General features: G+C 71.8%; 21 protein-coding genes and 1 riboswitch. Of the genes, 4 read left to right on the forward strand and 17 right to left on the reverse strand.

The window, feature by feature from the left end:
* The 6 genes from ABH928_RS10990 to ABH928_RS11015 all read right to left on the reverse strand — a co-directional run bounded on the left by ABH928_RS10990 (nucleotide 1) and on the right by ABH928_RS11015 (nucleotide 5102).
* Nucleotides 1–804: an endonuclease/exonuclease/phosphatase family protein gene (locus tag ABH928_RS10990; protein ID WP_370064759.1), complete on the reverse strand. Its 804-nt coding sequence runs from the start codon at nucleotides 802–804 to the stop codon at nucleotides 1–3.
* 17 nt (nucleotides 805–821) lie between these two features.
* A complete protein-coding gene (locus tag ABH928_RS10995) occupies nucleotides 822–1763 on the reverse strand; it encodes an ROK family glucokinase (protein WP_370064762.1) in 942 nt (313 codons plus the stop codon).
* A gap of 196 nt (nucleotides 1764–1959) precedes the next feature.
* On the reverse strand, nucleotides 1960–2493 hold the full coding sequence (locus ABH928_RS11000; RefSeq protein WP_370064764.1) for a DUF5304 family protein: 534 nt from the start codon (nucleotides 2491–2493) through the stop codon (nucleotides 1960–1962).
* Nucleotides 2494–2537: 44 nt separating this feature from the next.
* The gene (locus tag ABH928_RS11005; protein WP_370064766.1) at nucleotides 2538–3749 is read right to left on the reverse strand and encodes an ArsA family ATPase; all 1212 of its coding nucleotides are present in this window, start codon (nucleotides 3747–3749) and stop codon (nucleotides 2538–2540) included.
* Nucleotides 3749–4180, reverse strand: coding sequence for an SRPBCC family protein (locus ABH928_RS11010; protein WP_370064768.1), 432 nt, complete (start codon nucleotides 4178–4180; stop codon nucleotides 3749–3751). The genes ABH928_RS11005 and ABH928_RS11010 overlap by 1 nt, the downstream gene beginning before the upstream one ends.
* 154 nt (nucleotides 4181–4334) lie before the next feature.
* The gene (locus ABH928_RS11015; RefSeq protein ID WP_370064770.1) at nucleotides 4335–5102 is read right to left on the reverse strand and encodes a metallophosphoesterase; all 768 of its coding nucleotides are present in this window, start codon (nucleotides 5100–5102) and stop codon (nucleotides 4335–4337) included.
* Between the two features lie 175 nt (nucleotides 5103–5277).
* Between ABH928_RS11015 and ABH928_RS11020 the strand changes: the two genes are divergently transcribed.
* Complete coding sequence (locus ABH928_RS11020; protein WP_370064772.1) at nucleotides 5278–7077, forward strand: long-chain fatty acid--CoA ligase; 1800 nt, start codon at nucleotides 5278–5280, stop codon at nucleotides 7075–7077.
* 78 nt (nucleotides 7078–7155) lie between these two features.
* On the opposite strand, the gene ABH928_RS11025 is transcribed toward ABH928_RS11020, so the two are convergent.
* The 4 genes from ABH928_RS11025 to ABH928_RS11040 all read right to left on the reverse strand — a co-directional run bounded on the left by ABH928_RS11025 (nucleotide 7156) and on the right by ABH928_RS11040 (nucleotide 9993).
* Nucleotides 7156–7371, reverse strand: a complete 216-nt coding sequence (locus ABH928_RS11025) for a hypothetical protein (protein WP_370064774.1) — start codon at nucleotides 7369–7371, stop codon at nucleotides 7156–7158.
* A 116-nt stretch (nucleotides 7372–7487) separates the two neighbouring features.
* Nucleotides 7488–8210 carry a hypothetical protein gene (locus ABH928_RS11030; protein WP_370064776.1) on the reverse strand — a complete coding sequence of 241 codons (723 nt, stop codon included), beginning with the start codon at nucleotides 8208–8210 and terminating at the stop codon, nucleotides 7488–7490.
* Complete coding sequence (locus ABH928_RS11035) at nucleotides 8207–8707, reverse strand: SigE family RNA polymerase sigma factor (RefSeq protein ID WP_370064778.1); 501 nt, start codon at nucleotides 8705–8707, stop codon at nucleotides 8207–8209. Before ABH928_RS11035 ends, ABH928_RS11030 begins: the two co-directional genes overlap by 4 nt.
* Before the next feature lie 155 nt (nucleotides 8708–8862).
* Nucleotides 8863–9993 carry a glycosyltransferase family 4 protein gene (locus tag ABH928_RS11040; protein WP_370064780.1) on the reverse strand — a complete coding sequence of 377 codons (1131 nt, stop codon included), beginning with the start codon at nucleotides 9991–9993 and terminating at the stop codon, nucleotides 8863–8865.
* A 47-nt stretch (nucleotides 9994–10040) separates the two neighbouring features.
* Here ABH928_RS11040 and ABH928_RS11045 point away from each other — a divergent pair, with 47 nt between their 5' ends.
* Entirely contained in the window at nucleotides 10041–11357 is a 1317-nt protein-coding gene (locus ABH928_RS11045) for a glycosyltransferase 87 family protein (RefSeq protein ID WP_370064782.1), read from the forward strand.
* Here the strand turns inward: ABH928_RS11045 and ABH928_RS11050 are convergent.
* The 6 genes from ABH928_RS11050 to ABH928_RS11075 form a co-directional block, all read right to left on the reverse strand.
* Nucleotides 11347–12678, reverse strand: coding sequence for a hypothetical protein (locus tag ABH928_RS11050; protein ID WP_370064784.1), 1332 nt, complete (start codon nucleotides 12676–12678; stop codon nucleotides 11347–11349). The genes ABH928_RS11045 and ABH928_RS11050 overlap by 11 nt on opposite strands.
* Nucleotides 12678–13700: an NlpC/P60 family protein gene (locus ABH928_RS11055; protein ID WP_370064786.1), complete on the reverse strand. Its 1023-nt coding sequence runs from the start codon at nucleotides 13698–13700 to the stop codon at nucleotides 12678–12680. Before ABH928_RS11055 ends, ABH928_RS11050 begins: the two co-directional genes overlap by 1 nt.
* Before the next feature lie 384 nt (nucleotides 13701–14084).
* On the reverse strand, nucleotides 14085–15149 hold the full coding sequence (locus tag ABH928_RS11060) for an NlpC/P60 family protein (RefSeq protein ID WP_370064788.1): 1065 nt from the start codon (nucleotides 15147–15149) through the stop codon (nucleotides 14085–14087).
* Between the two features lie 11 nt (nucleotides 15150–15160).
* Nucleotides 15161–15317, reverse strand: a riboswitch (cyclic di-AMP (ydaO/yuaA leader).
* 357 nt (nucleotides 15318–15674) lie between these two features.
* Nucleotides 15675–16721 carry an NlpC/P60 family protein gene (locus tag ABH928_RS11065; RefSeq protein WP_370064790.1) on the reverse strand — a complete coding sequence of 349 codons (1047 nt, stop codon included), beginning with the start codon at nucleotides 16719–16721 and terminating at the stop codon, nucleotides 15675–15677.
* Nucleotides 16722–17031: 310 nt separating this feature from the next.
* Nucleotides 17032–18408 (reverse strand): NYN domain-containing protein, encoded by a 1377-nt coding sequence (locus tag ABH928_RS11070; protein ID WP_370064792.1) that lies wholly within the window; start codon nucleotides 18406–18408, stop codon nucleotides 17032–17034.
* A 131-nt stretch (nucleotides 18409–18539) separates the two neighbouring features.
* Nucleotides 18540–18809: a hypothetical protein gene (locus ABH928_RS11075; RefSeq protein WP_370064794.1), complete on the reverse strand. Its 270-nt coding sequence runs from the start codon at nucleotides 18807–18809 to the stop codon at nucleotides 18540–18542.
* Nucleotides 18810–18948: 139 nt separating this feature from the next.
* On the opposite strand from ABH928_RS11075, the gene ABH928_RS11080 reads away from it, so the two are divergent.
* Both ABH928_RS11080 and ABH928_RS11085 read left to right on the forward strand, forming a co-directional pair.
* Entirely contained in the window at nucleotides 18949–19800 is an 852-nt protein-coding gene (locus tag ABH928_RS11080; RefSeq protein WP_370064796.1) for a rhomboid family intramembrane serine protease, read from the forward strand.
* 37 nt (nucleotides 19801–19837) lie between these two features.
* A complete protein-coding gene (locus tag ABH928_RS11085; protein WP_370064798.1) occupies nucleotides 19838–20119 on the forward strand; it encodes an Lrp/AsnC family transcriptional regulator in 282 nt (93 codons plus the stop codon).
* A gap of 24 nt (nucleotides 20120–20143) precedes the next feature.
* On the opposite strand, the gene ABH928_RS11090 is transcribed toward ABH928_RS11085, so the two are convergent.
* Entirely contained in the window at nucleotides 20144–21532 is a 1389-nt protein-coding gene (locus ABH928_RS11090) for an aminotransferase class V-fold PLP-dependent enzyme (protein WP_370064800.1), read from the reverse strand.
* Nucleotides 21533–21621: the final 89 nt, after the last annotated feature.

Consider the following 21621-nt stretch of genomic DNA (forward strand, 5'->3'; position numbering starts at 1 on the left):
TCAGGACAGCCGCAGCGCGGCCACGACCGGGAGGTGGTCGGTGGCCAGCGCCAGGTCCTTGCCGCGCAGGCCGGGGAACCCCTCCCCTACCGCGCCGCAGCCGAGGACCTCGACCTCCGGCGTGGTGAAGACGGCGTCGATGCGCCGGGACGGGTCCGCGGACGGATAGCTGTACTCGTCCCCCCAGGGCCGCGTCGCCCAGCCGTCCTGCAGCCGGGAGCCGAGCAGCTCCCAACCGGGTTCGCCGGGCCGCTCGTTGACGTCACCGCCGACGATCGAGTGGGCGACGCCCCGTCGGTCGAGGTGGTCGAGGTGGTCGAGCAGCAGCCCACACTGGCGACGGCGCTCGTCGCGGTCCAGCGAGAGGTGACAGCTCGTCAGCGAGAAGGGCCGGGCCGAGCCGAGGCGGACCACGGTGGTCGCGAAGCCCCGCTGGTGCAGCCCGGGTGTGCGCGGCAGCAGCACGTCGTGGACGGAGAGCGGCAGGGCGCGCAGGCGGCCGAGCAGCAGCGGCCCTGCGGCGCTCTTGCCGCCGCCGAGCACCAGCAGTCCGGTCGACCGGGCCAGCCAACCCGCCTGCGGGCGGGGGAACCAGAAGCGCGGGGACTCCTGGAGGCAGACCAGGTCCGGCTCCAGCGCCCGCAGCACCCGGACCACAGCGGTGCGGTCGTCGCGCAGGGAGCGGATGTTCCAGCTCACCACCCGGACGATCTCCGAGCCGTCCGGCTGCGCTCCGGACGTCGGAAGCTCCCAGCTCCCGGTGGTCGGTGCGGACGGTACCGTCGGTGCGGTCGCTTCGGCCATGCACCGAGTCTGACGGCTCAGTCCTGACGGGCGAGGTCCGCCGCGCCGATGATGCCGGCGGCCGAGCCGATGGTGGCCAGCACGACCTCGGCACGCGGCCGGTGGACGCCCCCGATCAGGTACTTCTCGAAGGCCTTGGCGACCGGGTCGAGCAGCAGCCGACCGGAGTCGGAGACGCCGCCGCCGAGGACGAAGACCGCCGGGTCGAAGAGCGAGGCCAGATCGGACAGGCCCCGACCGAGCCAGTCGGCCAGCTCGTCGTAGACGTCGAGGGCCAGCGGGTCGCCCTCGTGCGCGGCCTGGGTGATCTGGCTGCCGGTGATGGTCTCGGCGACGCCCTCGTTCAGTTCGAGAAGCCGCTTGCCGCGCACCGGGTCGGCTGCCGCCGCCTCGCGGCCGTAGCGGCGCAGGGCACGGCCGGAGCCGTACTGCTCCCAGCAGCCCTTGGAGCCGCAGCCGCAGGGCAGGCCGTCGGGAACCATGTTGAGGTGGCCGATCTCGCCCGCGACACCGAAGCTGCCACGGTGCATCCGGCCGTCGATGACGATGCCGCCGCCGATGCCCGTGCCCACGGTCACCATCACCATGTCCGGGTGGCTGGCCGCCGCGCCGAAGCGGAACTCGCCCCAGGCCGCCGCGTTGGCGTCGTTCTCGATCACGGTGGGGAGGTGGACCAGGTCCTCGATCCGGGCCTTGAGCGGCTCGTTCTCCCAGGCGATGTTCGGGGCCATCAGCACCGTGGAGCGGTTCCGGTCGATGTAGCCGGGGGCGCCGACGCCGACGGCGGTGACGTCGTGCTCATGGCGCAGTTCCTTTACGGCGTCTGCGATCGCACCGACGGCCCACTGCGGATCGGCGGGCGTGGGCACGCGGGTGCGCGCCAGGATCGTCCCGTTCTCGTCCACGACACCGGCTGCGATCTTGGTGCCGCCGACATCCACGCCGATGGTCAGTCCCATGTGTCCCTCAGTCTTCGGTGGTTCCCCGCTGGGCGGTACCGTACCCGGCCACGGGGGCCGGGTACACACCTTTGCGTACATTAGCCGAAGACAGGTTGCGATGGTTGAGCCGGGCGGGTTCAGAAGTCGTAGGCACTGAGTCAGTCAGGTCCAGACCGCGGTCCAGACCAGTTCGGCCCAAAGCTCAGCCCAGGGCTCAGTCCAGGTCGATGTGCTCCGAGTCGCTCTTCTTCGGCGCGGACCAGCGGCGTTCGGAGGCTGAAACCGCCGCGCGGTAGGCCGCGATCAGCTCGCCGCCGGCCGCCAGCAGGTGACCGTAGACGGCGGGGCTCTTGCTGCGCAGCGGTGCGGCGAGGTTCTGCAGCACCTCCATCGGATCCGCGCCACCGCTGCTCACGGAGCTGACCTTGTCACCGACGGCGGAGGCGAACTTGCGCACCTCGTCGACCAACGGCCCGAGGTCGCCCGCGAAGGGGAACTCCGCCGCCGACTCCTTCTGCGCGCCGTCCGCCTTCTCGTCGACCTCGCCGTCGACCGGGACGGGCCCGTGTTCTGCGGTGCTGTCGGCGGCGCTGCTGTCGGCGGCGCTGCCGGGGACGGCCTCGACGTCCGGCTCGGCCCAGCTGTCGTCGCGCTCCTGGTCGGTCAGGTGCTGCTCGGCCACCGCCTCCGCCCACACATCCTCGATGTGACCGTTCTCAGCGGCGCTGCTGTCGTCGGCACTGGTCATCGTGCTGCTCCTTCGTGGGCGCGGCGATCCTTCTGCCTCCGACGCTACCCGAGCGAGGCGGGCCAGAGGGATGGGTCGGGTGCGAATCGCACGGTCAGCACACCGTCCCGCAGCGCCGCGCCCGCGACCGTGCAGCGGCGCAGCGCGGACGGCAGTAGCACCGCGCGGCGGTAACAGCCGACGCCGAGGGTGAGTTCGTCGCCGCGGCGGACCAGTTCCAGGTCGCCGCGCTCCCCACCGGGCAGCGGGATGTGCCAGACCAGGACGCGCTCGGGGGTGCCCAGCCGGTCCTCGACGCGCCAGTCGGCGGCCGCACGTGCGGGGGTGTCGGTCCAGGTCACCAGGGCGGCCGGCTCGGCCAGTTCGCCGAGGTCGACCCGCTCGGGCTCCCGCCCGAGGTCCGGCACGGAGTGGACGGGGACGTCCCAGGCGGCGCGCAGCAGGTCGAGCTCGCCGCTGTCACGGTCCACCGACGGGCGGTCCACCGAGGTGCGGTCCACCGGCACCCGGTTCACCAGCAGCGACTCCAGCGGCAGCTGATGCAGCGCCAACCCGGCGCGGGCGCGCAGCAGTTCGGCTCGCGCCCGGGGACCGGCGGGCGGCGCGGTGACCAGCCGGATGCCGGTTCCCGGCGCACGCAGCACCGCGCGGATGTCGGCCAGCTCGGCGGAGGCCCAGGCGCGCGCCTCGAAGAGCCACTGCGACGGCATCGGCACGCCCGCCAGCCCGGCCAGCACCGGCCGCAGCGCACGGGCCGCCTGACGCTCGTCGGGCAGCAGCCGGGCCAGGTAGGCGTCGAGCTGCTCGGGCAGCGCGAGCGCGGCGACCAGTTGCGCGACCGGCGGCGCGTCGACGACGACCAGGTCGAACGAGTCCGAACGCCCGTAGCTGCGCAGCAGGTCGAGCAGCGCCAGGTGGGACGCACCCGGCAGGGCGGTCAGCTCCTCGGGCTCCAACGGCTCGACGCCGAGCAGGTCGAAGAGTCCCTTGGCGCGCTCCAGCAGCCGCACTCCGGCCGCGCGGAACGCCGTCTGTTCGTCGAGCCGCAGCGCGAACAGGCCCGGCTCGAAGACGATCCGCAGCGGTTCGGGGCCGAGCCGGTGACCCAGCAGTCCGTCGACGGACCGGTGCGGGTCGTCCGCCGCGACGAGCAGCACCCGCTCGCCCGACTCGGCCGCCAGCGCGGCGGTGGCCGCCGCCAGCGTGCTGCGCCCGGCGCCTCCCGCGCCGCTGACCAGGACGAGCCGAGGCGCCATCAGCTCTCGACGCGCTTCTTCAGCCCGGCCAGCGCGCGGTCGATGATGACCTTCTCGGCCTTGCGCTTGATCATGCCCAGCATCGGGATCTTGACGTCGACCGCGAGCTGGTAGGTGACCTCGGTCTTGTCCCCCGTCGGCGTGAGCGTGTAGGAGCCGTCCAGCGACTTGAGCATCTGGCTCTTGACGAGGGTCCAGCTGACCTTGCGGTCGCCGTCCCAGGTGTAGGCGAGGGTGTGGTCGTCCTTGATCGCGCCCGCGTCCAGCAGCAGCCGGACCTCCTCGGCGCGGCCGTCGGTGCCCTGGCGGATGACCTCGATCTCCTTGACCTCGCCCGTCCACGCCGGATACGCCGCGAAGTCCGCGATCACCGCCATGACCTGGGCCGGGGTCGCCTCGATCGTGGTGCTCGACCTGGTGTGCTCCGCCATCGGATGGCCTCCGCCTCTCGCCCTGCTGCTGTCACGGCCGGTGTGTACATCCCGCCGATGAGAGGCTATCGCGTCCGGGCCCCTCTTCAGTTGTCGAGCACTGCCGGTTGCCGGGCACCGCCAGACGTCGCGCACGGTCAACCGCTGAGTACGGTCACACGTCGAGGACCCAGGGGCGTCCGGTCGCGTTGAAGTGGCCGACATTGACGCATTCGGTCCTGCCGATCCGCAGCCGTCGCCGCAACGGCTGGTGGACGTGACCGAAGAGCGCGTACGCGGGCTGCGTCTCGTGGATCGCCTGCAGCACCGCCTCGCTGCCGCGCTCGAAACGGCGGGCCACCACGTCGTAGGTCAGCTCCGGTACGGCGGGCGGGACATGGGTGCAGAGCACGTCGACCCGGCCGAGCGCGGCGACCTTGGCCGCGTACTCCTCCTCCGGGATCTCGAACGGCGTCCGCATCGGAGTCGGCAGACCGCCGCCGACGAAGCCGAAGCGCAGCCCACCGATCTCGGCGGTCTGCCCGTCCAGCACGGTGACCCCGTCGCGGGCGAACTCCGGCCAGAGGCCGGGCAGGTCGACGTTGCCGTAGGTGGCGTAGGTCGGGGCCGGGAAGGCGGCGAAGAGCTCGGCGTACTGACGGCGGACCGCCCCCTCGATCGCCGTGCGCCGGTCCATCCGCAGCCCGGACCAGAGCTCGGCGGAGAGCGCCCGCGCCTCCTCGAACCGGCGCTCGTTGCGCAGCCCGACCAGTCGCGTGGCGTTCTCCGCGCCGAAGAGGTCGGGGAAGATCCCGCGGGTGTGGTCCGCGTAGTCGAGGAAGAGGATCAGGTCCCCGAGGCACACCAGAGCGTCAGCGCCCTCCCCGGCGCGCGCCAGGGCCTCGCTGTTGCCGTGCACGTCACTGACCACATGGACCCGCATGACCACCACAGTAACCAGCCCCTAGGCTGGTCCGAGTGTGACCCTGGAAACATATTGGCTGGTACACCTATGCCGGAGTAACTACCTGCCAGTAACGTCCTGGCGTCCCTGCAGCGTCGCCGTGACAGCGCGCTGGGTTCCGCCCAGGTCAGCGCTTCGAGATCGAGGAGCAGCTTTGCGCGAGTTCAGCCTTCCGGCCCTCTACCAGGTGCCGAGTGGCGGCGACCTCACCGATCCGATCCACCGCAACGCGGCGCAGTATCGGGACCTGCCGCTGGTCGCCCGCAAGGACGACAGCGGCGCCTGGGAGGATCGCACCGCGGCCCAGTTCCTGTCCGAGGTACGGGCGGTGGCCAAGGGCCTGATCGCCTCCGGCGTCGGCCTCGGCGACCGGGTCGCGGTGATGTCGCGCACCCGCTACGAGTGGACACTGCTGGACTTCGCCATCTGGTGCGCGGGTGCGGTCACCGTGCCCGTCTACGAGACCTCCTCGGCCGAGCAGGTCGAGTGGATCCTCGGCAACTCCGGCGCGGTCGCCTGTATCGCCGAACTCCCCCGCCACGAGGCCGTGATCGGCGAGGTGCGGGACCGGCTGCGGGACCTGAAGCAGGTCTGGCAGCTGGAGGCCGGCGGTCTGACCGACCTGGTCCGGGCCGGTGTGGACGTCCCCGACGCCGCGATCGAGGAGCGCCGGGCCGCGCTCGGCCCCGACTCGGTGGCCACCATCGTCTACACCTCCGGCACCACCGGCCGTCCCAAGGGCTGCATGCTCACCCACGCCAACTTCATGGCGGAGCTGGGCAACATCACGACCCGGCTGCGGCCGCTCTTCCAGCCCGGCGAGTCCTCGGTCCTGCTGTTCCTGCCGCAGGCGCACGTGCTCGGCCGGATCGCGGAGATCGCTGCGGCGATGGCGCCGATCCGGATCGGCCACGTCCCGGACATCAAGGAGGTCACCGCGGAGCTGGCCTCGTTCCGGCCGACGTTGATCCTGGGCGTCCCGCGGGTCTTCGAGAAGGTCTACAACGCGGCCAGAGCGAAGGCACAGAGCGAGGGCAAGGGCAAGATCTTCGACCGCGCCGCGGAGACGGCGATCGCCTACAGCCGCGCCCTGGACACCCGTTCCGGCGCGAGCCTCGGCCTGAAGCTGCGTCACAAGATGTTCGACGCGCTGGTCTACAGCAAGCTCCGCAACGCGCTGGGCGGCCGGGCCACCCACGCCATCTCCGGCGGCGCCCCGCTGGGCGAGCGGCTGGGCCACTTCTACCGCGGCATCGGCTTCACCGTCCTGGAGGGCTACGGCCTGACCGAGACCTGCGCGGCCACCGCCTTCAACCCCCACGACGAGCCGCGCATCGGCACCGTCGGCCAGCCCCTGCCGGGCTCGGCCGCGCGCATCGCGGACGACGGCGAGATCCTGCTCAAGGGCCCGCAGATCTTCGCGGGCTACTGGGACAACCCGGAGGCCACCGCCGAGGCCCTGCACGACGGTTGGTTCGCCACCGGCGACATCGGCACGCTGGACGCCGACGGCTACCTCAGCATCACCGGCCGCAAGAAGGAGATCATCGTCACGGCCGGCGGCAAGAACGTCGCCCCCGCGGTGATCGAGGACCGCATCCGGGCCCACCCGATCATCGCCGAGTGCATGGTCGTCGGCGACCGCAGGCCGTTCATCGCGGCCCTGATCACCATCGACGAGGAGTTCTTCCCGGCCTGGAAGCAGCTGCACGGCAAGCCGGCGTCGGCGACGGTCTCCGAGCTGAAGGACGACGCGGACCTGCGCGAGGCGGTCCAGGCGGCGATCGACGACGGCAACGCCGCGGTGTCGCACGCGGAGGCGGTGAAGAAGTTCGCGATCCTGGACACGGTGCTGTCGGAGGACTCCGGGCACCTGACGCCGTCGATGAAGCTGAAGCGCGCCGTCGTGATGAAGGACTACGCCGCGGACGTCGAGGATCTGTACGCGCGGTAGTCCGGAAAAACCGAAAGGGCGTGGGGCTCGCTGGAATGCGAGCCCCGCGCCCTTTCAAGCTTTTGGGGTAAATCAGACTCAGTGGCTGGTCTGCACCGAGGTGAGGTGGGTCAGCGGCGAAAGCGGCAGCGCGGTGACCACGGACTCGACAGCACCGAGGACATTGCCGACACCCACGTGAACGCCGACACCCGCGACGCCGACGGAAATGTTGGCGAGACCACCGGCGACCTGGTCCAGCTCGCTGTCGGAGAGCTCGGCCGTCTCGATCTGCGACCCGGTGTTGTTGCGCATGATTCTCTCTTCTCTTCAGCAGTGCGGAACAGCCATGTGGAACCCGTTCCGCACTCTCTACGCGTCTCGACGGGCACTGGGTTACACCCCTCGAAGGAATTTCCGAGTGACGCCGGTCACACGTGGCCGGCAGCCACCTTGTCCAGCCGGACCACCAGCCCGGCGGCGTCCCGGCGGACGGCGAAGAGCTGGTCGGCACCCGTCGTCGGCGCCACGACGCCCGGCGCCAGGCCCCAGTTCTGCGTGGGGCCGCTGGGCACCAGCTGTCCCTGGACGCAGGCGACCGGGGTCGCCGAGAGCAGTGCACCGGGGGTGCTCAACGTCCGCAGCAGGACCAGGATTTCGCCCTGCGGGGCGGCAAGGCACGCAGCCGCTCCGGTCGGGGCCGACGACGTCGGGTGCGCGGTGGCCCGCGACGATGCGGTGGCCGTCGGGCTCGCGCTGACGGGAGACGAGGACGGAGCGGTCGCGGGCGCCGTCGCACCGTTCGGGGCGCCGGTGGCCGTCGGCGAGGCGGATGCCTGCGGAACGCCGGAGACGACGGGGGCCACGCTCGGCGCGGGCGCGCTGTGCTCCTGCGGGGTGGCGTGGCCGCCGCCGGCCAGGGCATACGCGGTGGCACCCGCCAGCAGCGCCCCGACAGCAGCCGCGGGCACCACGGCCAGTCGGGTGCGCCGACCGCGGCGCCCGGCCAACGCCCGCAGCCCCGCTCCGCTCAGCGGCGGAGGGCCGGCGGCGCTGTCGGCAAGCCGGTGCAACGCGCGGCGCAGGTCACCGTCGTGTGGGAGGTCACCGTCGTGTCGGAGGTGGTCGTCGTGTCGGAGGTCGTCGCCCATCATGCCTTCAGGTCCGTCAAGTCCGTGAGATCGCCGGTCAGATGCCGGGCGAGTGACGCGCGGGCGCGGGAGAGGCGGACCTTGACGGTACCCACCGGCGCACCCGTCTGTTCGGCGACCTCGACGACGGGGAGGTCGCAGAGGTAGTGCAGGACAACCACTCGGCGCTGCTCCTCGGGAATCTTGCGCAGCGCCTCCACCAGCGCGGCGTGCTCCGGCTCCGGTCCGGCCTGCGCCGCCGGGGTGCCGTGGCGGACCAGCGCGGACACGTAACTGCGCGCCCGCCGCCACCGGCTGACGGCGAGTCGCCAGGCCACCGTCCTGACCCAGGCCTCCGGCGCCCCGGAGGCGGACAGCTCGTCGCGCCGCTTCCAGGCGCGCACGTACGCCTCCTGGACGACGTCCTGCGCCTCGGCCAGATCCCCGGTCATCACGTACAGCTGGCCGACCAGCCGCGACCAGCTCGCGGCGTAGAACTCGTCGAACTCCTCAGGCGACAAGCGCTCCCGCTCCCTGGTTCGGCCGGCACGGGGAGACCAGCGGGAGTCCGCACATCAAGCAGAGGTCTGAGCATTTCACGAGACATCATCTGATCACAGGAGCGACAGCATCCGGATCGGCGATCGTGAAAATTCCGGGGAGATAAAGGACTGACTTAGAGCAGTCCCTCGAGCCGCTCCGCGAGCAAATCCCAGCGCCAGGCCTCCTCGACCCATTTCCGCCCCGCCGCTCCCATTCGCGCGCGCAATCCCTCGTCGCCCAGAAGAAGAATCAGCCGCTCCGCGAGAGCGTCCAGATCACGGCCCCCGACGACATATCCCGTCTCGCCCTCCTGCACCGCGTCCGGCGCACCGCCGCTGTCACCGGCGACGACCGGCAGCCCGGTCGCGGACGCCTCCAGATAGACGATGCCCAGGCCCTCGACGTCGAGCCCGCCCCGGCGGGTCCGGCACGGCATGGCGTAGACGTCGCCCGCGCCGTAGTGCGCGGGCAGCTCCTCCCAGGGGACCGCGCCGGTGAAGCGGACCGAGGCCGAGACGCCCGTCTCCGCCGCCAGTTTCGTCAGGTCCTCCCGGTACGGGCCGCCGCCCACGATCAGCAGGACCGCCTCGGGGAAAGCCTTCAGCACCCGGGGCCAGCTGCGGATCAGCGTGTCCTGGCCCTTGCGCCGGACCAGGCGCGAGACGCAGACGACCACCGGACGGTCCGCCAGCCCGAGCCGGGCACGGACCGCGTCGCCGCCCGAGGCGGGGTGGAAGGTCTTCTCGTCGACGCCCGGCGGCAGCTGGACCATCCGGGCCGCCGCCTGCGGGCCGACTGCCGACGCGATCCGGGAGCGGGTGTACTCGCCGAGGTAGGTGAGCGTATCGGTGCCCGCGCCGATCCGGCGCAGCAACTGGCGGGAGCCGGGGAGCTGCGCCCAGGCCGCCTCGTGGCCGTGGGTCATCCCGAGCAGTTTCGAAGCCCCCGCGCGACGCAGCGCCGGGGCCATCAGGCCGAGCGGCGCCGCCGCACCGAACCAGACGGACGAGCAACCGTGGGCGCGCAGCAGCTCCGCCGCCCGTCGGGTGACCCTCGGCGTCGGCAGCAGCATGGTGGTCCGGTCCCGGATCACCTCGAACGGCTGTTCCGCGTCGAACGCGCGCACCTCGGTCCCGTCGCGCCAGGTGGAGGCGTAGACCACGACCTGGTCGGCGGGAAGCCGGACGGCCATGTTGTGCACGAAGGTCTGGATGCCGCCCTGGCGCGGGGGAAAGTCGTTGGTGACGATGAGGGTCTTGTTCACGCGTGCGGTTCCTCGGTCCGGGGAGGGCTGATCCGTACGATAGGGCAATGCGTAAAAAGCCAGCTGACGGAGCCACCCCAGGACGGCACCGTCCCCAGTTCGACCCGACCGTCCCGTCCGCCTGGTGCGGGTGGGTGCTGGGACGTGCGCTGGTGGTCCTGCTGGTGCTCGGCGTCCTGAAAATACCGCACATGATGGACGTGACCAGCGACGTCAAGGTGATCTACCAGGGCTGGGCCGAGGTGCTGCGTTCCGGGACGTTTCCGATGGACGACGTCACCTGGCAGTATCCGCCGCTGGCCGCCCTCGTGATGCTGGCTCCGCTTGCGGTGCCCGCGTCCTACTTCGTCGGCTTCGTGGTGCTGATCGGCCTCTGCGACGCGCTCGGCCTGTGGCTGCTGCTGCGTCTCCGCCGCTCCGGGACCGAGCGGACCGATGGGACGTCCCGCAACAGGGCGGGCGTCTGGCTCTGGGTGGTGGTGCCGCCGCTGCTCGGGCCGACGCTGTACGCCCGGTTCGACCTGGTGGTCACCGTCGTGGCGATGGCCGCACTGGTCGCGCTGGTCCGGCGGCCGAAGCTGGCCGGGGTGCTGACCGCCGTCGGCGCGATGCTGAAGGTGTGGCCGGTGCTGCTGCTGATCGGCGCGGGTCGCGGACGGCGCTGGCGCAAGGTCGTGACGTCGTGCGCGCTGAGCGCGGCGCTGGTCGGCTTCCTCTTCCTGGTCTCCACGCACGGCGCGTTCTCCTTCCTCGGCTTCCAGGAGGGCCGGGGCATCGAGGTGGAGTCGCTGGGCGCCCTGCCGTTCCTGTTCGCCAGCGTCTTCCTGCACTGGCAGGGCACCGTGGCGATGAACTACGGCTCGCTCGAGGTGCTCGGCCCGCATGTGGCCACGATGAGCGGGGTGATGGTGGCGAGCTCGGTGATCGCCTTCGCCCTGCTCGCGCTGTGGCGGCTGCGCGTCCGGAACTGGACGCCCGCGACCGCCGCCGACGCGGGGCTGACCGCGGTGCTGCTCTTCGTGGTGACCAGCCGGGTGATCAGCCCGCAGTACCTGCTGTGGCTGGTCGGGCTGGCCGCCGTCTGCCTCACGCTGCGGGGCTCGGTGATGCGACCGGTGGCGTGGCTGGTGGCGGTGGCGGTGCCGGTGACCACGGTCGAGTTCCCGTTCATGTTCGGCCAGCTGACCGGCCGGACCGAGCTGGGCCTGGTGATCATAGGGACCCGCAACCTGCTGCTGCTCGCCGCGGCGGTGCTGGCCTTCGTCCGGCTCTGGCGGGCGACCGTCTCCAGCGCGTCGCCCGAACTGCCGCAGGTGCCGGACGCCGTGGAACGCGAGCGCGACGCCGAAGAGGTCAGCGCCTGAGCGCCGCCTCCACGTCCGCGCGCCACTGCGCGGTGAACGCGGCGGTGCCGACGCCCAGCGTCGAGTGGAGCGCGTCGTCCACCGCCGCGTCCTGCCCACCCCGGCCGCCGGTCGCGGCGACGGCGGCGTAGAGCGCGACCAGCTTGGCCTGTCCGTGGTGCAGCACGACGCTGCGGCAGGCGAACCAGGCCTTCTGGTACGCCTCCTGCAGGGCGGGTGCGGTGCCGGCGAAGTCGGCGTCGGCGGGCAGGGCCGCCAGCAGCCGGGCTGCAGCGCCCGAGCTGCCCGGGCCGCCGGAGGTCAGGGCGCTGCCGAGTTCGACGGCGATCTGCTGCGGGGTACGGCCGGTGCCGAGGTAGCCGGTCCAGTCCGCGACGCCCTCGGAGAGCCAGCGCGGCGTCCAGGTGACGGTCTCCGCGCGGGTGGCGACGTGCGTGGTCTCGTGGGTGGTGACGACCCGTCGGCCCAGAGCGCTGAGACCGTCCCAGGCGACCGGGTTGAGCGTGATCCGCTCGGTCCGGCCGAGTTCGGACGCACCCAGCTCGCCGGTGGTGACGGCGGCGATGTCGGCGAAGGCCGCCGGATCGGCGTCGAGCAGCGCACCGAACTGGTCGCTCGCCAGCGGGGCCAGCACGACGGTGCGCTGTCCCCACCTGGTCCCCCAGACGGCGCTGACGGCCGGGACCGCGCGGTCGGCCTCCGCGCCGATCGCGGCCAGGGTGGCCGGGTCGCGCAGTCCGAGGACCAGGCTGTACCGGCCGCGGACCGCCCGGACCGGGCCGAGGTCCCAGATCAGCACGGTGCCGCCGGGGTGGTCCCCGCCCTCGGTGCCGTCGGATGCCAGCAGCCAACGGCCGTCGGGCTGCCGCTCGAAGGTCAGGTACTGGGTCGCGGTCTCCAACTGCGCGTCGAAGCCCGCCAGCCGGTAGCCGAGCTCGACCGCCACGGCCACCCGCTCCCCCGCCCCGAGGACCGGCGACAGCGGGAACGCGTCGAGCGCGGTGACCCGGTAGCGCCAGTCGCCCAGCGGCACCTCGGCCAGGTTGGCGACCAGCGTGTACTGACGCCGCCTCAGGTCGGTCGCCACCGAACCGCCGCTCGCGACGGGGACGACGGTGGCCGCCAGTGCGGCGGCGTCGCGGGCCAGGACGGCGGCGGCCCGGCGGGCCAGCGTCTGCTCGACCTCGACCGCCCGCTGCTCACGCCGGTCGTCGGCGGCGTCCGCCCACGCCGCCCAGGCCGTCGCGCCGCCAGCCGCCGCCACCAGGGCCGCGCCGCTGACCAGCACCCGTCGGCGGGTGAGTCCTTGACCGGCCGCCATCAAGGGCGGACCACCGCGGCGATCGGCATGTCGCGCATGTTCTCGTAGCGGACCCGGGCGCCGGGGTACGGGGCGTGGATGACCATGCCGCTACCCGCGTACATGCCGACGTGGTGCATGTCCCCGAAGTAGATCACCAGGTCTCCCGGACGGATCTCCGACACCGGCACGCGTCGCCCGGCGAAGGCCTGCTCCTGCGACGTACGCGGCAGCGACACCCCGCCGTGCCGCCAGGCCCAGTACATCAGACCGGAGCAGTCGAACGCGCCAGGACCCGTCGCGCCGTAGACGTACGGGCTGCCGATCGCGCTCCGGGCCGCCGCCAGCGCCGCCGCGGCGGCGGAGTCGGCCGGGCCCTGGTCCGGAGGCAGTACCGAATCGGCTGCCTGGGCGGCGAGCTGGGCCGAGGCGTCCTCGGCCTGCTGCAGCTGGTCGCGCTGAGCCGCCGTCAGCGAGCCGAGCAGCGCCTGGGCGGCGCCCAGCCGGCGCTGCGCCTCGGCCTTGGTGGTGGAGATGGTCCGCCGCACCTGCTCCAGCTCGCTGTACTGGGCCAGCACCTCGGCCTTGCCCTGCTCGATCTCGCGCTCGACACCGCTCAGCTGGACCAGCTCGTCGGCGGTACCGGCGTCCACCTCGTCGAGCGAGGCGGCGCGGCTGAGGTAGTCGGCCGGATGGGCGCTGAACAGCAGCTGCATCACCGGGTCCATGCTGCCGCTCTGGTACTGCTCGGTGGCCACCTCGCCCAGCCGCGCCGCGAGCGCGTTGGCGCTCGCCTGCTCCTCGGCCAGCGTCTGCTGCAGCAGCGAGGCGCGGTGCTGCAGTCGGGCCGCCCGCTCCTGGGCGCTGTCGGCCTGCTGCCCGACCGACTCGGACTGCGCGTAGAGGGCGTCGACTTGCTGCTGCACCTCGTCCGGGGTGAGACTGCCGCTCGCGCCGGCTGTGCCGGCCCCGCCGGGGACGGGGTCGGCGTGCGCGCCGCCGGGGGCCGTGAGCATCGCGGCGGTCGCCGCAGCGACGGTCACCGCGGCTCGCGACAGCACTGACGGTCCGACGCGTCTGCCTCGTCGATGGGACGCCACCTGCTCGCTCTCCGCTCTCCGCTTGTCGAGGACCATCAGGTCCAGGGTTCTCCCGGATGATCTCCGGGACGGAACCGAGCGCTGACGTTAGCGATTCGGACAGAAGCAGTCCAAGCTCCCAAGAGCTGAAAAATCACATCGAATGCCGCTCAGGTGAACGAGTCTGCTGGTCGCCCCGAGGTTCCGCACCTGCCCAGGACACCGACCCACCACGAAGGAGGACACTCCCGTACGGCCGTCCGAGTGAGGCGGGGTGAGCCGGGGTGAACGCGAACGGGCCCCGCTCCGGATCGGAGCGGGGCCCGTGGCACGCGACATGAGCCGCGATCAGATGTGACGCATCGCGTAGATGCTGCCGACCGTGTCGATCGACTCGTAGCGGACGTCCGCGCCCGTGTGCGGGGCGTGCAGGATCATCCCGTTGCCCGCGTACATGCCGACGTGCGAGTCGTCGTTGAAGAAGACGAGGTCACCCACCTGCAGGTCGGCCGTGGAGCTGACCGCCGTGCCGGCGTCGATCTGGTCGTAGGTGGTGCGGCCGATGGAGACGCCCGCCTGCGCGTAGGCCCACTGCATCAGGCCGGAGCAGTCGAAGGAGCTCGGGCCGGTCGCGCCCCAGACGTAGGGCGAGCCGATACGGGTCTGCGCCGCGGCGAAGGCGGCGGCCTCCACCGAGTTGCCCGCCGTGGACGAGCCGAGGTTGACCGAGCCGCCGGAGCTGCCGGAGTTGGCCTTGGCGGCGGCGGCCTCCGCGGCCTGGTTGGCGGCGGCCTGCGCACGGGCAACGGCGGCCTGCTGGGCCGCGGTCATCGAGTTCAGCAGCGCCTGGGTCTGCGCGATCTTCTGCTGGACCTGCGACTTCTGCGCGGACAACTGCTTGTTGGTGGCCTGGATCTGCTGGAGCGCCTGCTCGGCCTGGGCCTTCTGGCCGCCCAGGGCCTGCTCGGCGGTCTTGAGCGCCTGGATCTGGCTCGCCTGGCTGTCCGTGACCTGGCCCAGCGAGGAGGCCTTGGTGAGGTAGTCCGTCGGGCTCGAGGAGAGGAGCAGCTGGACGGTCGGGTCGACGGCGCCGTCCGCGTACTGCTGGTTCGCGATCTCGCCGACCGACTCGAGCTTGGTGTTGACGTCCGCCTGCTGACGGGCGATCTGCTGCTGCAGAGTGTTGACCTTGCCCTGCTGCTGCTGGAGCTCCGACTGGGCCTGGTCGTACTTCTGGATCGCGGTGTCGGACTCGACGTTGAGCTGCTGGAGCTGGGCCTGAAGCTGGCTGATGGTCGGCTTCGGCGCTGCCTGCGCCGTCTGGGCCGAGACCGCCACCGCGGTGGCGGCGGCTGCCGTGAGAACGGTTATGCGGGTACGACTGGGGGACTTGGGACGACGATGGGACGCCACGAAGGCGACACTCCTTCTTCCTACGTCCGCCTACCGGGTGAGCTGACGGGTTCGGACCAGGAAGTAGGCCCTACGACGCTTCATCGGTCCGGATTCACACCGGCCGACCGGGCGCCGATTCACCCCGAGGAAGGTGGGTCCCCGGCTCCGACTCGACGGCTTCCCCAGTTGGGCCGCCCTGGGTGCCGGATGGCCCTGCCGCGTCGTCGAACTCGACGGTAACCGCCGCTGTCGCCCGGGATGGGCGAACGCCTGCGCGGAGGTTCGGCCCATGACCCTAGTGACCGAACCGTGATCAGTTCAAATCCTTGTCAGAAAAAACACGAGTCACTTACGACGACTCGTCACCCAGGGGACACAACGTAGCCACGCCATGACCAACGGCCATGACATGGGGGCCAATTCGGTCATTCGCCCGCAGGATGAGGCGATTTCGTGCGCATGACCTGTGAGTGGATTCACAGATCCGTCGGCGCGCCACATTCCGGCGCGTCAGCTGACGCACCGGAACACTGACAGACGAGATCACATGCGGCGGATCGCGACAATCGAGCCGAAGTAGGACAACGGCTGCACCGAGACGTCGTAGCCGTACTCCGGCGCGTTGAGCAGCATGCCGTTTCCGGCGTACAGGCCGACGTGGCCGCCCTGCTCCAGGACGATGATGTCGCCGGGCTGTGCGTCGGCCAGGCTCGCCACCGGCGAACCCACCGACTCGTCGGAGTAGGAGGAGTGCGGCAGCGAGACGCCCGCCTGGCCGTACGCCCACATGACCAGGCCCGAGCAGTCGAAGCCGGACGGGGTCGAACCACCCCACAGGTAGGGGGTCTTGCCGATCCACTGCTCGGCCGCCAGCATCGCGGTGCGCGCCGTGGAGGAGATGCCGCTCAGGTCGATGGTGCCGTTCCAGTTGCTGGTGGAGCCACCGCTACCGTAACCGCCGCCGTTATTGGCGTTGTTGACCGCGGCCTGCTCGGCGGCAGTCAGCGTGCTGAGGATCGACTGCGCGTGGGCCAGCTTGGCCAGCGCCTCCGACTTCGCCGCGCTCATCTGCGAGAGCAGCGCCTGCTCCTGGGCCAGCTCGGACGCGGCCTGGGTCTTCTCCCGGTTGAGCGTCTCCTCCTGGGCCACCAGCTGGGACAGCTCGGAGGTCTGGTTGGCGGTGAGCTCGTCCTGCGAGGTGGCCTGGTCCAGGAAGTGCTGCGGGTCCGAGGAGAGCAGCAGCTGCACGGTGGGGTCGATCTCGCCGGACGCGTACTGCGCGTTGGCGATCTGCCCGAGCTGGCCCAGCTCGTTGTTGATCTGCGCCTGCTGACGCGCGATCTCCTGCTGGATGACCGCCACCTTCTGCTGCAGGTTCTGCTGCTGCTGGTGGGCGTTGTCGTACTGCTCCGTCTTGACGGATGCGTCCTGGCGGTCTGCGTCCACCTGGGTCTGGGCGTCCTTGACCGAGACGGTCGGGGCAGCCTGGGCAGCGGTCTGGGCGGACAACGCCACCACGGTCGCCGCTGCCGCGGTCAGCACGGACACGCGGGCACGGCTGGTCTGCCTGGGACGACGATGATTGGCCACGACGGATGCAATCCCTTCACACGCGGACTCGTCCGCATGCACGACAGAGTGCACGGCTGAAACACGATGTTTGGAACACGAGTGCGGACGTTTGCGCGATGACAATAGTGATTGAGGAGGCCTCGTGTCTTCCCCGTGACCGGATCGGACGTCCGCTCTTAACAAAGCCTCAAGATCACGAAGCCGCCCACGCGCGTCGCGGACCGTCACAAAGCCCAGGTCAGAAGCGCTCATTGGCACTCCGCCACGCATCGCCCCCAAACAAGCACGCGCGCTGGGAAGTGGCGTTCGCAACATCCTCGCCACCCCGTCACGAGCGGATCAGCCGCCGCAGCAGCATCGTGGACGGGACCGGGCGTGCGCCCGATTTGCGCACTCCGTCCGCTACTTCACGGTCTGTCGAGACCACCACGACCGGTCGTCCCTCCGGTTCCGCGCGGACCAGACGGCGGATCAGCTCGTCGGCGGTCTCCCCGGTCCGGCTGAACAGCACCCGCACCCCGCGCGGCGGCGGCGCCATCGGGATCGGACCGTCCAGGTCCTGCCCGTCGAAGACGCAGGTGATCTCGGCACCGGTCTGCGCCGCCAGCAGGCCGAGCCCGCGCAGCAGCTGCTGACGCTGCCGGTCCAGCGCCATCCCGGGCCAGCCGGTCTTGGTGACGTTGTATCCGTCGACCAGCAGGTGGACCTGCGGCAACTGGAGCAGCTGCTCCAGCAGGGCGGGGTCGTCCCCCTCCAGCGCCCGGCGGGCCACGTCGTGCGGCGAGGCGGCAACCGGCGAGACCGCCTCGACCGAGTCGGCCGGACGGCCGCTCAGCGGCGCAAGGCCGAGCTCGCGTTGGAGGCCCTGGGCGCCCTGGACCACGGTGTCGAGCAGCAGCCGCAGCCGCATCTCCTCCGCCGAGCGCCCCTCGCGCGCCGCGCGCCGGGAGGCCTCCAGCGCCGTCTCCAGCTCGGCCACGCGGTGCTTGAGCCGGCGCACCTCGCTGTCCTGCGCCCCCCGCTCGGTGGCCCCGGTCGCGCGCAGCGCCTCCAGCTCGGCCACCGCCTTGCGGGTGGCGGCCTCGGCGCGCTTGGTGTCGGCGGCCAGCGAACGCAACTGACGGCGCAGGCTGTCGCCGTCCTTCCGGGCCACGTCCAGGTCGGCCTTGGCCCGCTCGGCTTCCGTACGGGCGGCGGCGCGCAGGGCGACGAGCTCGTCCTGGAGCTTCTCGGCCAGCCGGGCCGACTCCGCTGCGGCGCCCTCGTGTTCGGCGCGCTCGACCTCCTCGCCGACGCCCTCCACGATCCGGGTCCAGCCCGCGGTGCGCAGCAGGTACGCGGCGGCGGCCACGTCCTGCGGGTCGGCGGCGGCCGGGACGGTACCGGCCTCCAGCGCGGCGACCAGGTCCGGCTGGCCCTGCCGGAGCCGCTCGGCGATCCGGGAGCGGAACAGCGAGTCGGTCTCCAGTGCGGCGGCGATCGCGGTGGCCCCGCGCTTGACGCGGGCTTCGCGGGTGAACTTCCCGTAGGGACGCAGCCGGATCGGCAGGTCGCCCGCCGCGAGGCCGCCGAGCGCGTCGGCGGCGATGCCGACCACCCGGCGCCGCACGCCCTCCGGCAGCGGGCGCGCAAGCGCCTCGCCGCCCTCGGGCAGCGCGGGGTCACCGCCCTCCGCGGGCGTCGACGCCTGGTCTGGCTGCTCCACCTGATCCGCTCCGATCCGCTCCGGGGGACGTACCGCCCGGACCGCTATTCTCCCCGCCGACGCCCCCCGCCTGTCGCTCCGCCACGTCCGCCGTGTCCCCGGCCCGTCTCGGGGTCGCCCCCGACGGCGGACTACTTCTGACGTGCGGCCTGCTCGGCGGCCTCGGCCTCGGCGCCGGGGCGGTCCACCAGCTCGATCTGGTCGACGGCGTCGCACCAGCGGCAGCGCACCGACTCGACGGTCTCGCTGAGCACCTCGCGCTCCTCGACGGTGGGGTCCCCGGCCAGGTCCAGATGGACGAACTCGACGACCCGTGAGGAGCGGGTGACGTCGAAGCGGGTCAGGTTGCCGCACAGGGTGCAGCGCCAGCGGGTTCCCTCGGTGGGAAGCGGGACGGCCATGGCGAGATCCTCTCGTCGGCGGGCAGCGTCAGCGAGCTGTCCGGTAAACCCTATGGCCTGGGCGCTGCCCTCGGGCACGGTCCCCCACAGGCCTCCACGAACGGGTGTCAGATTCGTCCGGAGAAGGAATGCTTTGTCCATGGTGACCATGGCGACCCCGGCGGATCCGGCACCCCCGGCGGCTCCGACGACTGCTGACGGCGTTCCCCGGCCGGTGCCGTTCGTCCCGGTCGCGACCTACGGACTGATCGCGCTCTGCGTCCTGGTCTTCGTGGTCGGCCCGGTCTCCGGCCTCGACCCCCTCTACGGCTCGGGCACGCTCCGGGCCTGTGCCGAGACTGCGTACTACCACCGCTGGGGCGTGGTCCCGGCCGAGCTGCTCCACAACGCGGTGCTCCGACTGCACCTCTCACACCGGTGCCCGACCGACACCGGCCTGCCCAAGGTCCCGGCACTCTCGGTGCTCACCGCCATGTTCGTCCACGGCGGCTGGCTGCACCTGGCGGGCAACATGCTCTTCCTCTTCGTCTTCGGCGCGATGGTGGAGGAGCGGATCGGCCCGGTGGCCTTTCTCCTCTTCTATGTGGCACTCGGTTATCTGGCCACCTACGGCTACGCCCTCTTCGAGGCGGGCAGCCCGGGCGCGACGCAGACCCTGGTCGGTGCGTCGGGCGCGATCGCGGGCGTACTCGGGGCATACCTCTGTCTCTATCCCCGGGCACGGATCACCAGTCTGATCCCCTTGCTGCTCTTCCTGCCGCTCCGGTTCCCCGCCTGGCTGGTGCTGGGCTTCTGGTTCCTGGTGCAGTGGCTCTCCATCCGCGCCACCGACCCGTCCGTCCCGGGCGTAGCCTACGCCGCCCACCTGATCGGCTTCGCCGGCGGCTTCGCCTTCGCCTGGCTGCTGTGGCGTCGCGGCGGGCGGCGCAGCGGGCAGCGGGCAGCGGGGAGGGACGCGGTCGCGGGGTCGCGCGTCCGGCCGCAGCACTAGCATGTGAGAGCCCGCATCCCGCGCGACAGGAGACTCCGTGATCACCGCCATTGTCCTCATCAAGGCCAGCGTCGACCGGATCCCGGAGATCGCGGAGAGCATCGCGGCGCTGGACAACGTCACCGAGGTCTACTCGGTCACCGGCGGCTGGGACCTGATCGCCGTCGTGCGGGTGCGCGCGCACGAGGAGCTGGCCGACGTGATCCCCGGTCAGGTCAACAAGGTTCCGGGCGTCGCGCACACCGAGACGCACGTGGCGTTCCGCACCTACTCCTCCCACGACCTGGACGCGGCCTTCGCCATCGGGCTCGACGACTGAGCCGCGCCTCGTCTCCCGTACCGTTCAGCCGCGACGGGTGTCCGGCACGCAGCGACCGCCCTCGGTGCGGTAGGACCACTGCGCCCCGTCGGTCACCAACTCCCGTACGGCGTGCAGGAACCGGTCCACGTGCTCGACCGGCGTGCCGGCGCCGAAGCTGACCCGGATCGCGTTCAGACTGCGCTCCCCCGGCAGGGACGCCTCCGGCGCGCCGCACTGGGAGGGAGCGGCTTCCTCGCCCCCGAGAAGCGTCCGCACCAGCGGGTGCGCGCAGAACAGACCGTCGCGCACGCCGATCCCGTACTCGGCGGAGAGCGCGGCGGCGAAGTGCGAGCTGTTCCAGCCCTGCACCACGAAGGAGAGCACGCCCACGCGCGGGTGGTCCTCCCCGAAGAGCGTCAGCACCCGTACCTGCGGCACCTCCGCGAGGCCCGCCCGCAGCCGGTCGATCAGCTGCTGCTCGCGCTCCTGAAGCGCGTCGAACCCGATCTCGGTCAGCGCCCGGCAGGCCGAGGCGACGGCGTAGGCACCGATCACGTTCGGCGAGCCCGCCTCGTGCCGGGCCGGGCCCTGGTGCCACTCGACGGCGACGGAACCGTCCACCTCCCGCGCCACGGTACGGCTCGCGCCGCCGCCCGCGAGGTACGGCTGCGCGTCGTCGAGCCAGTCGGCACGTCCCGCCAACACCCCTGCGCCGAACGGCGCGTAGAGCTTGTGCCCGGAGAAGGCCACCCAGTCCACGTCCAGCTCGCGCACCGAGACCCGATGGTGCGGCGCCAACTGCGCGGCGTCCAGCACGATGCGCGCACCGTAGGCGTGCGCGGTGGCAGCCAGCTCCCGGACCGGCCAGATCTCCCCCGTCACGTTGGACGCGCCCGTGACGCACACCAGCTTCGGTCCCCCGCCTGCGGCGCGCAGCGCCTCGTCCAGCGCGGCCACGGCCTGCTCCGGCGAGCGCGGCGCGCGGAGGTAGGTGACCTCCAGGCCACGTCCCGGCCAGGGCAGCAGCGAGGCGTGGTGCTCGGTCTCGAAGGCGAAGACGCGGGTCCCGGCGGGCAGCGCGCCGGCCAGCAGGTTGAGCGAGTCGGTGGTGGCCCGGGTGAAGACGACCTGGTCGCCCTCACGCAGGTCGAGGAAGTCCGTGACCGTCGCCCGGCTCTGCTCGAACAGGTCCGTGGACAGCTGCGAGAGGTACCCCGCGCCCCGGTGGACGCTGCCGTAGTACGGCGCGTACGCGGCGACGTCGTCCCAGACCCGCTGGAGCGCGGGCGCGCTGGCGGCGTAGTCGAGCGCGGCGTAGGTGACCTTCTCGCCGGAGACCAGCGGGACCTCGACGTCCCGGCCGAGGACCTCGAGCGGAGCGCAAACAGTCACATGCTCAGAAATAGTGACATTACGGGCGACGACAGACATGGCGGTACCTCCGGAAGTTGCACATGGGTATGCGAACGAACCCCGGGCTACGGGGCAGGGAACGGAGAGTTGGAGGCGCTGAGAGCCTC

Source organism: Streptacidiphilus sp. MAP5-3 (assembly GCF_041262505.1).
In the GTDB taxonomy this organism is placed as follows: Bacteria; Actinomycetota; Actinomycetes; order Streptomycetales; family Streptomycetaceae; genus Streptacidiphilus.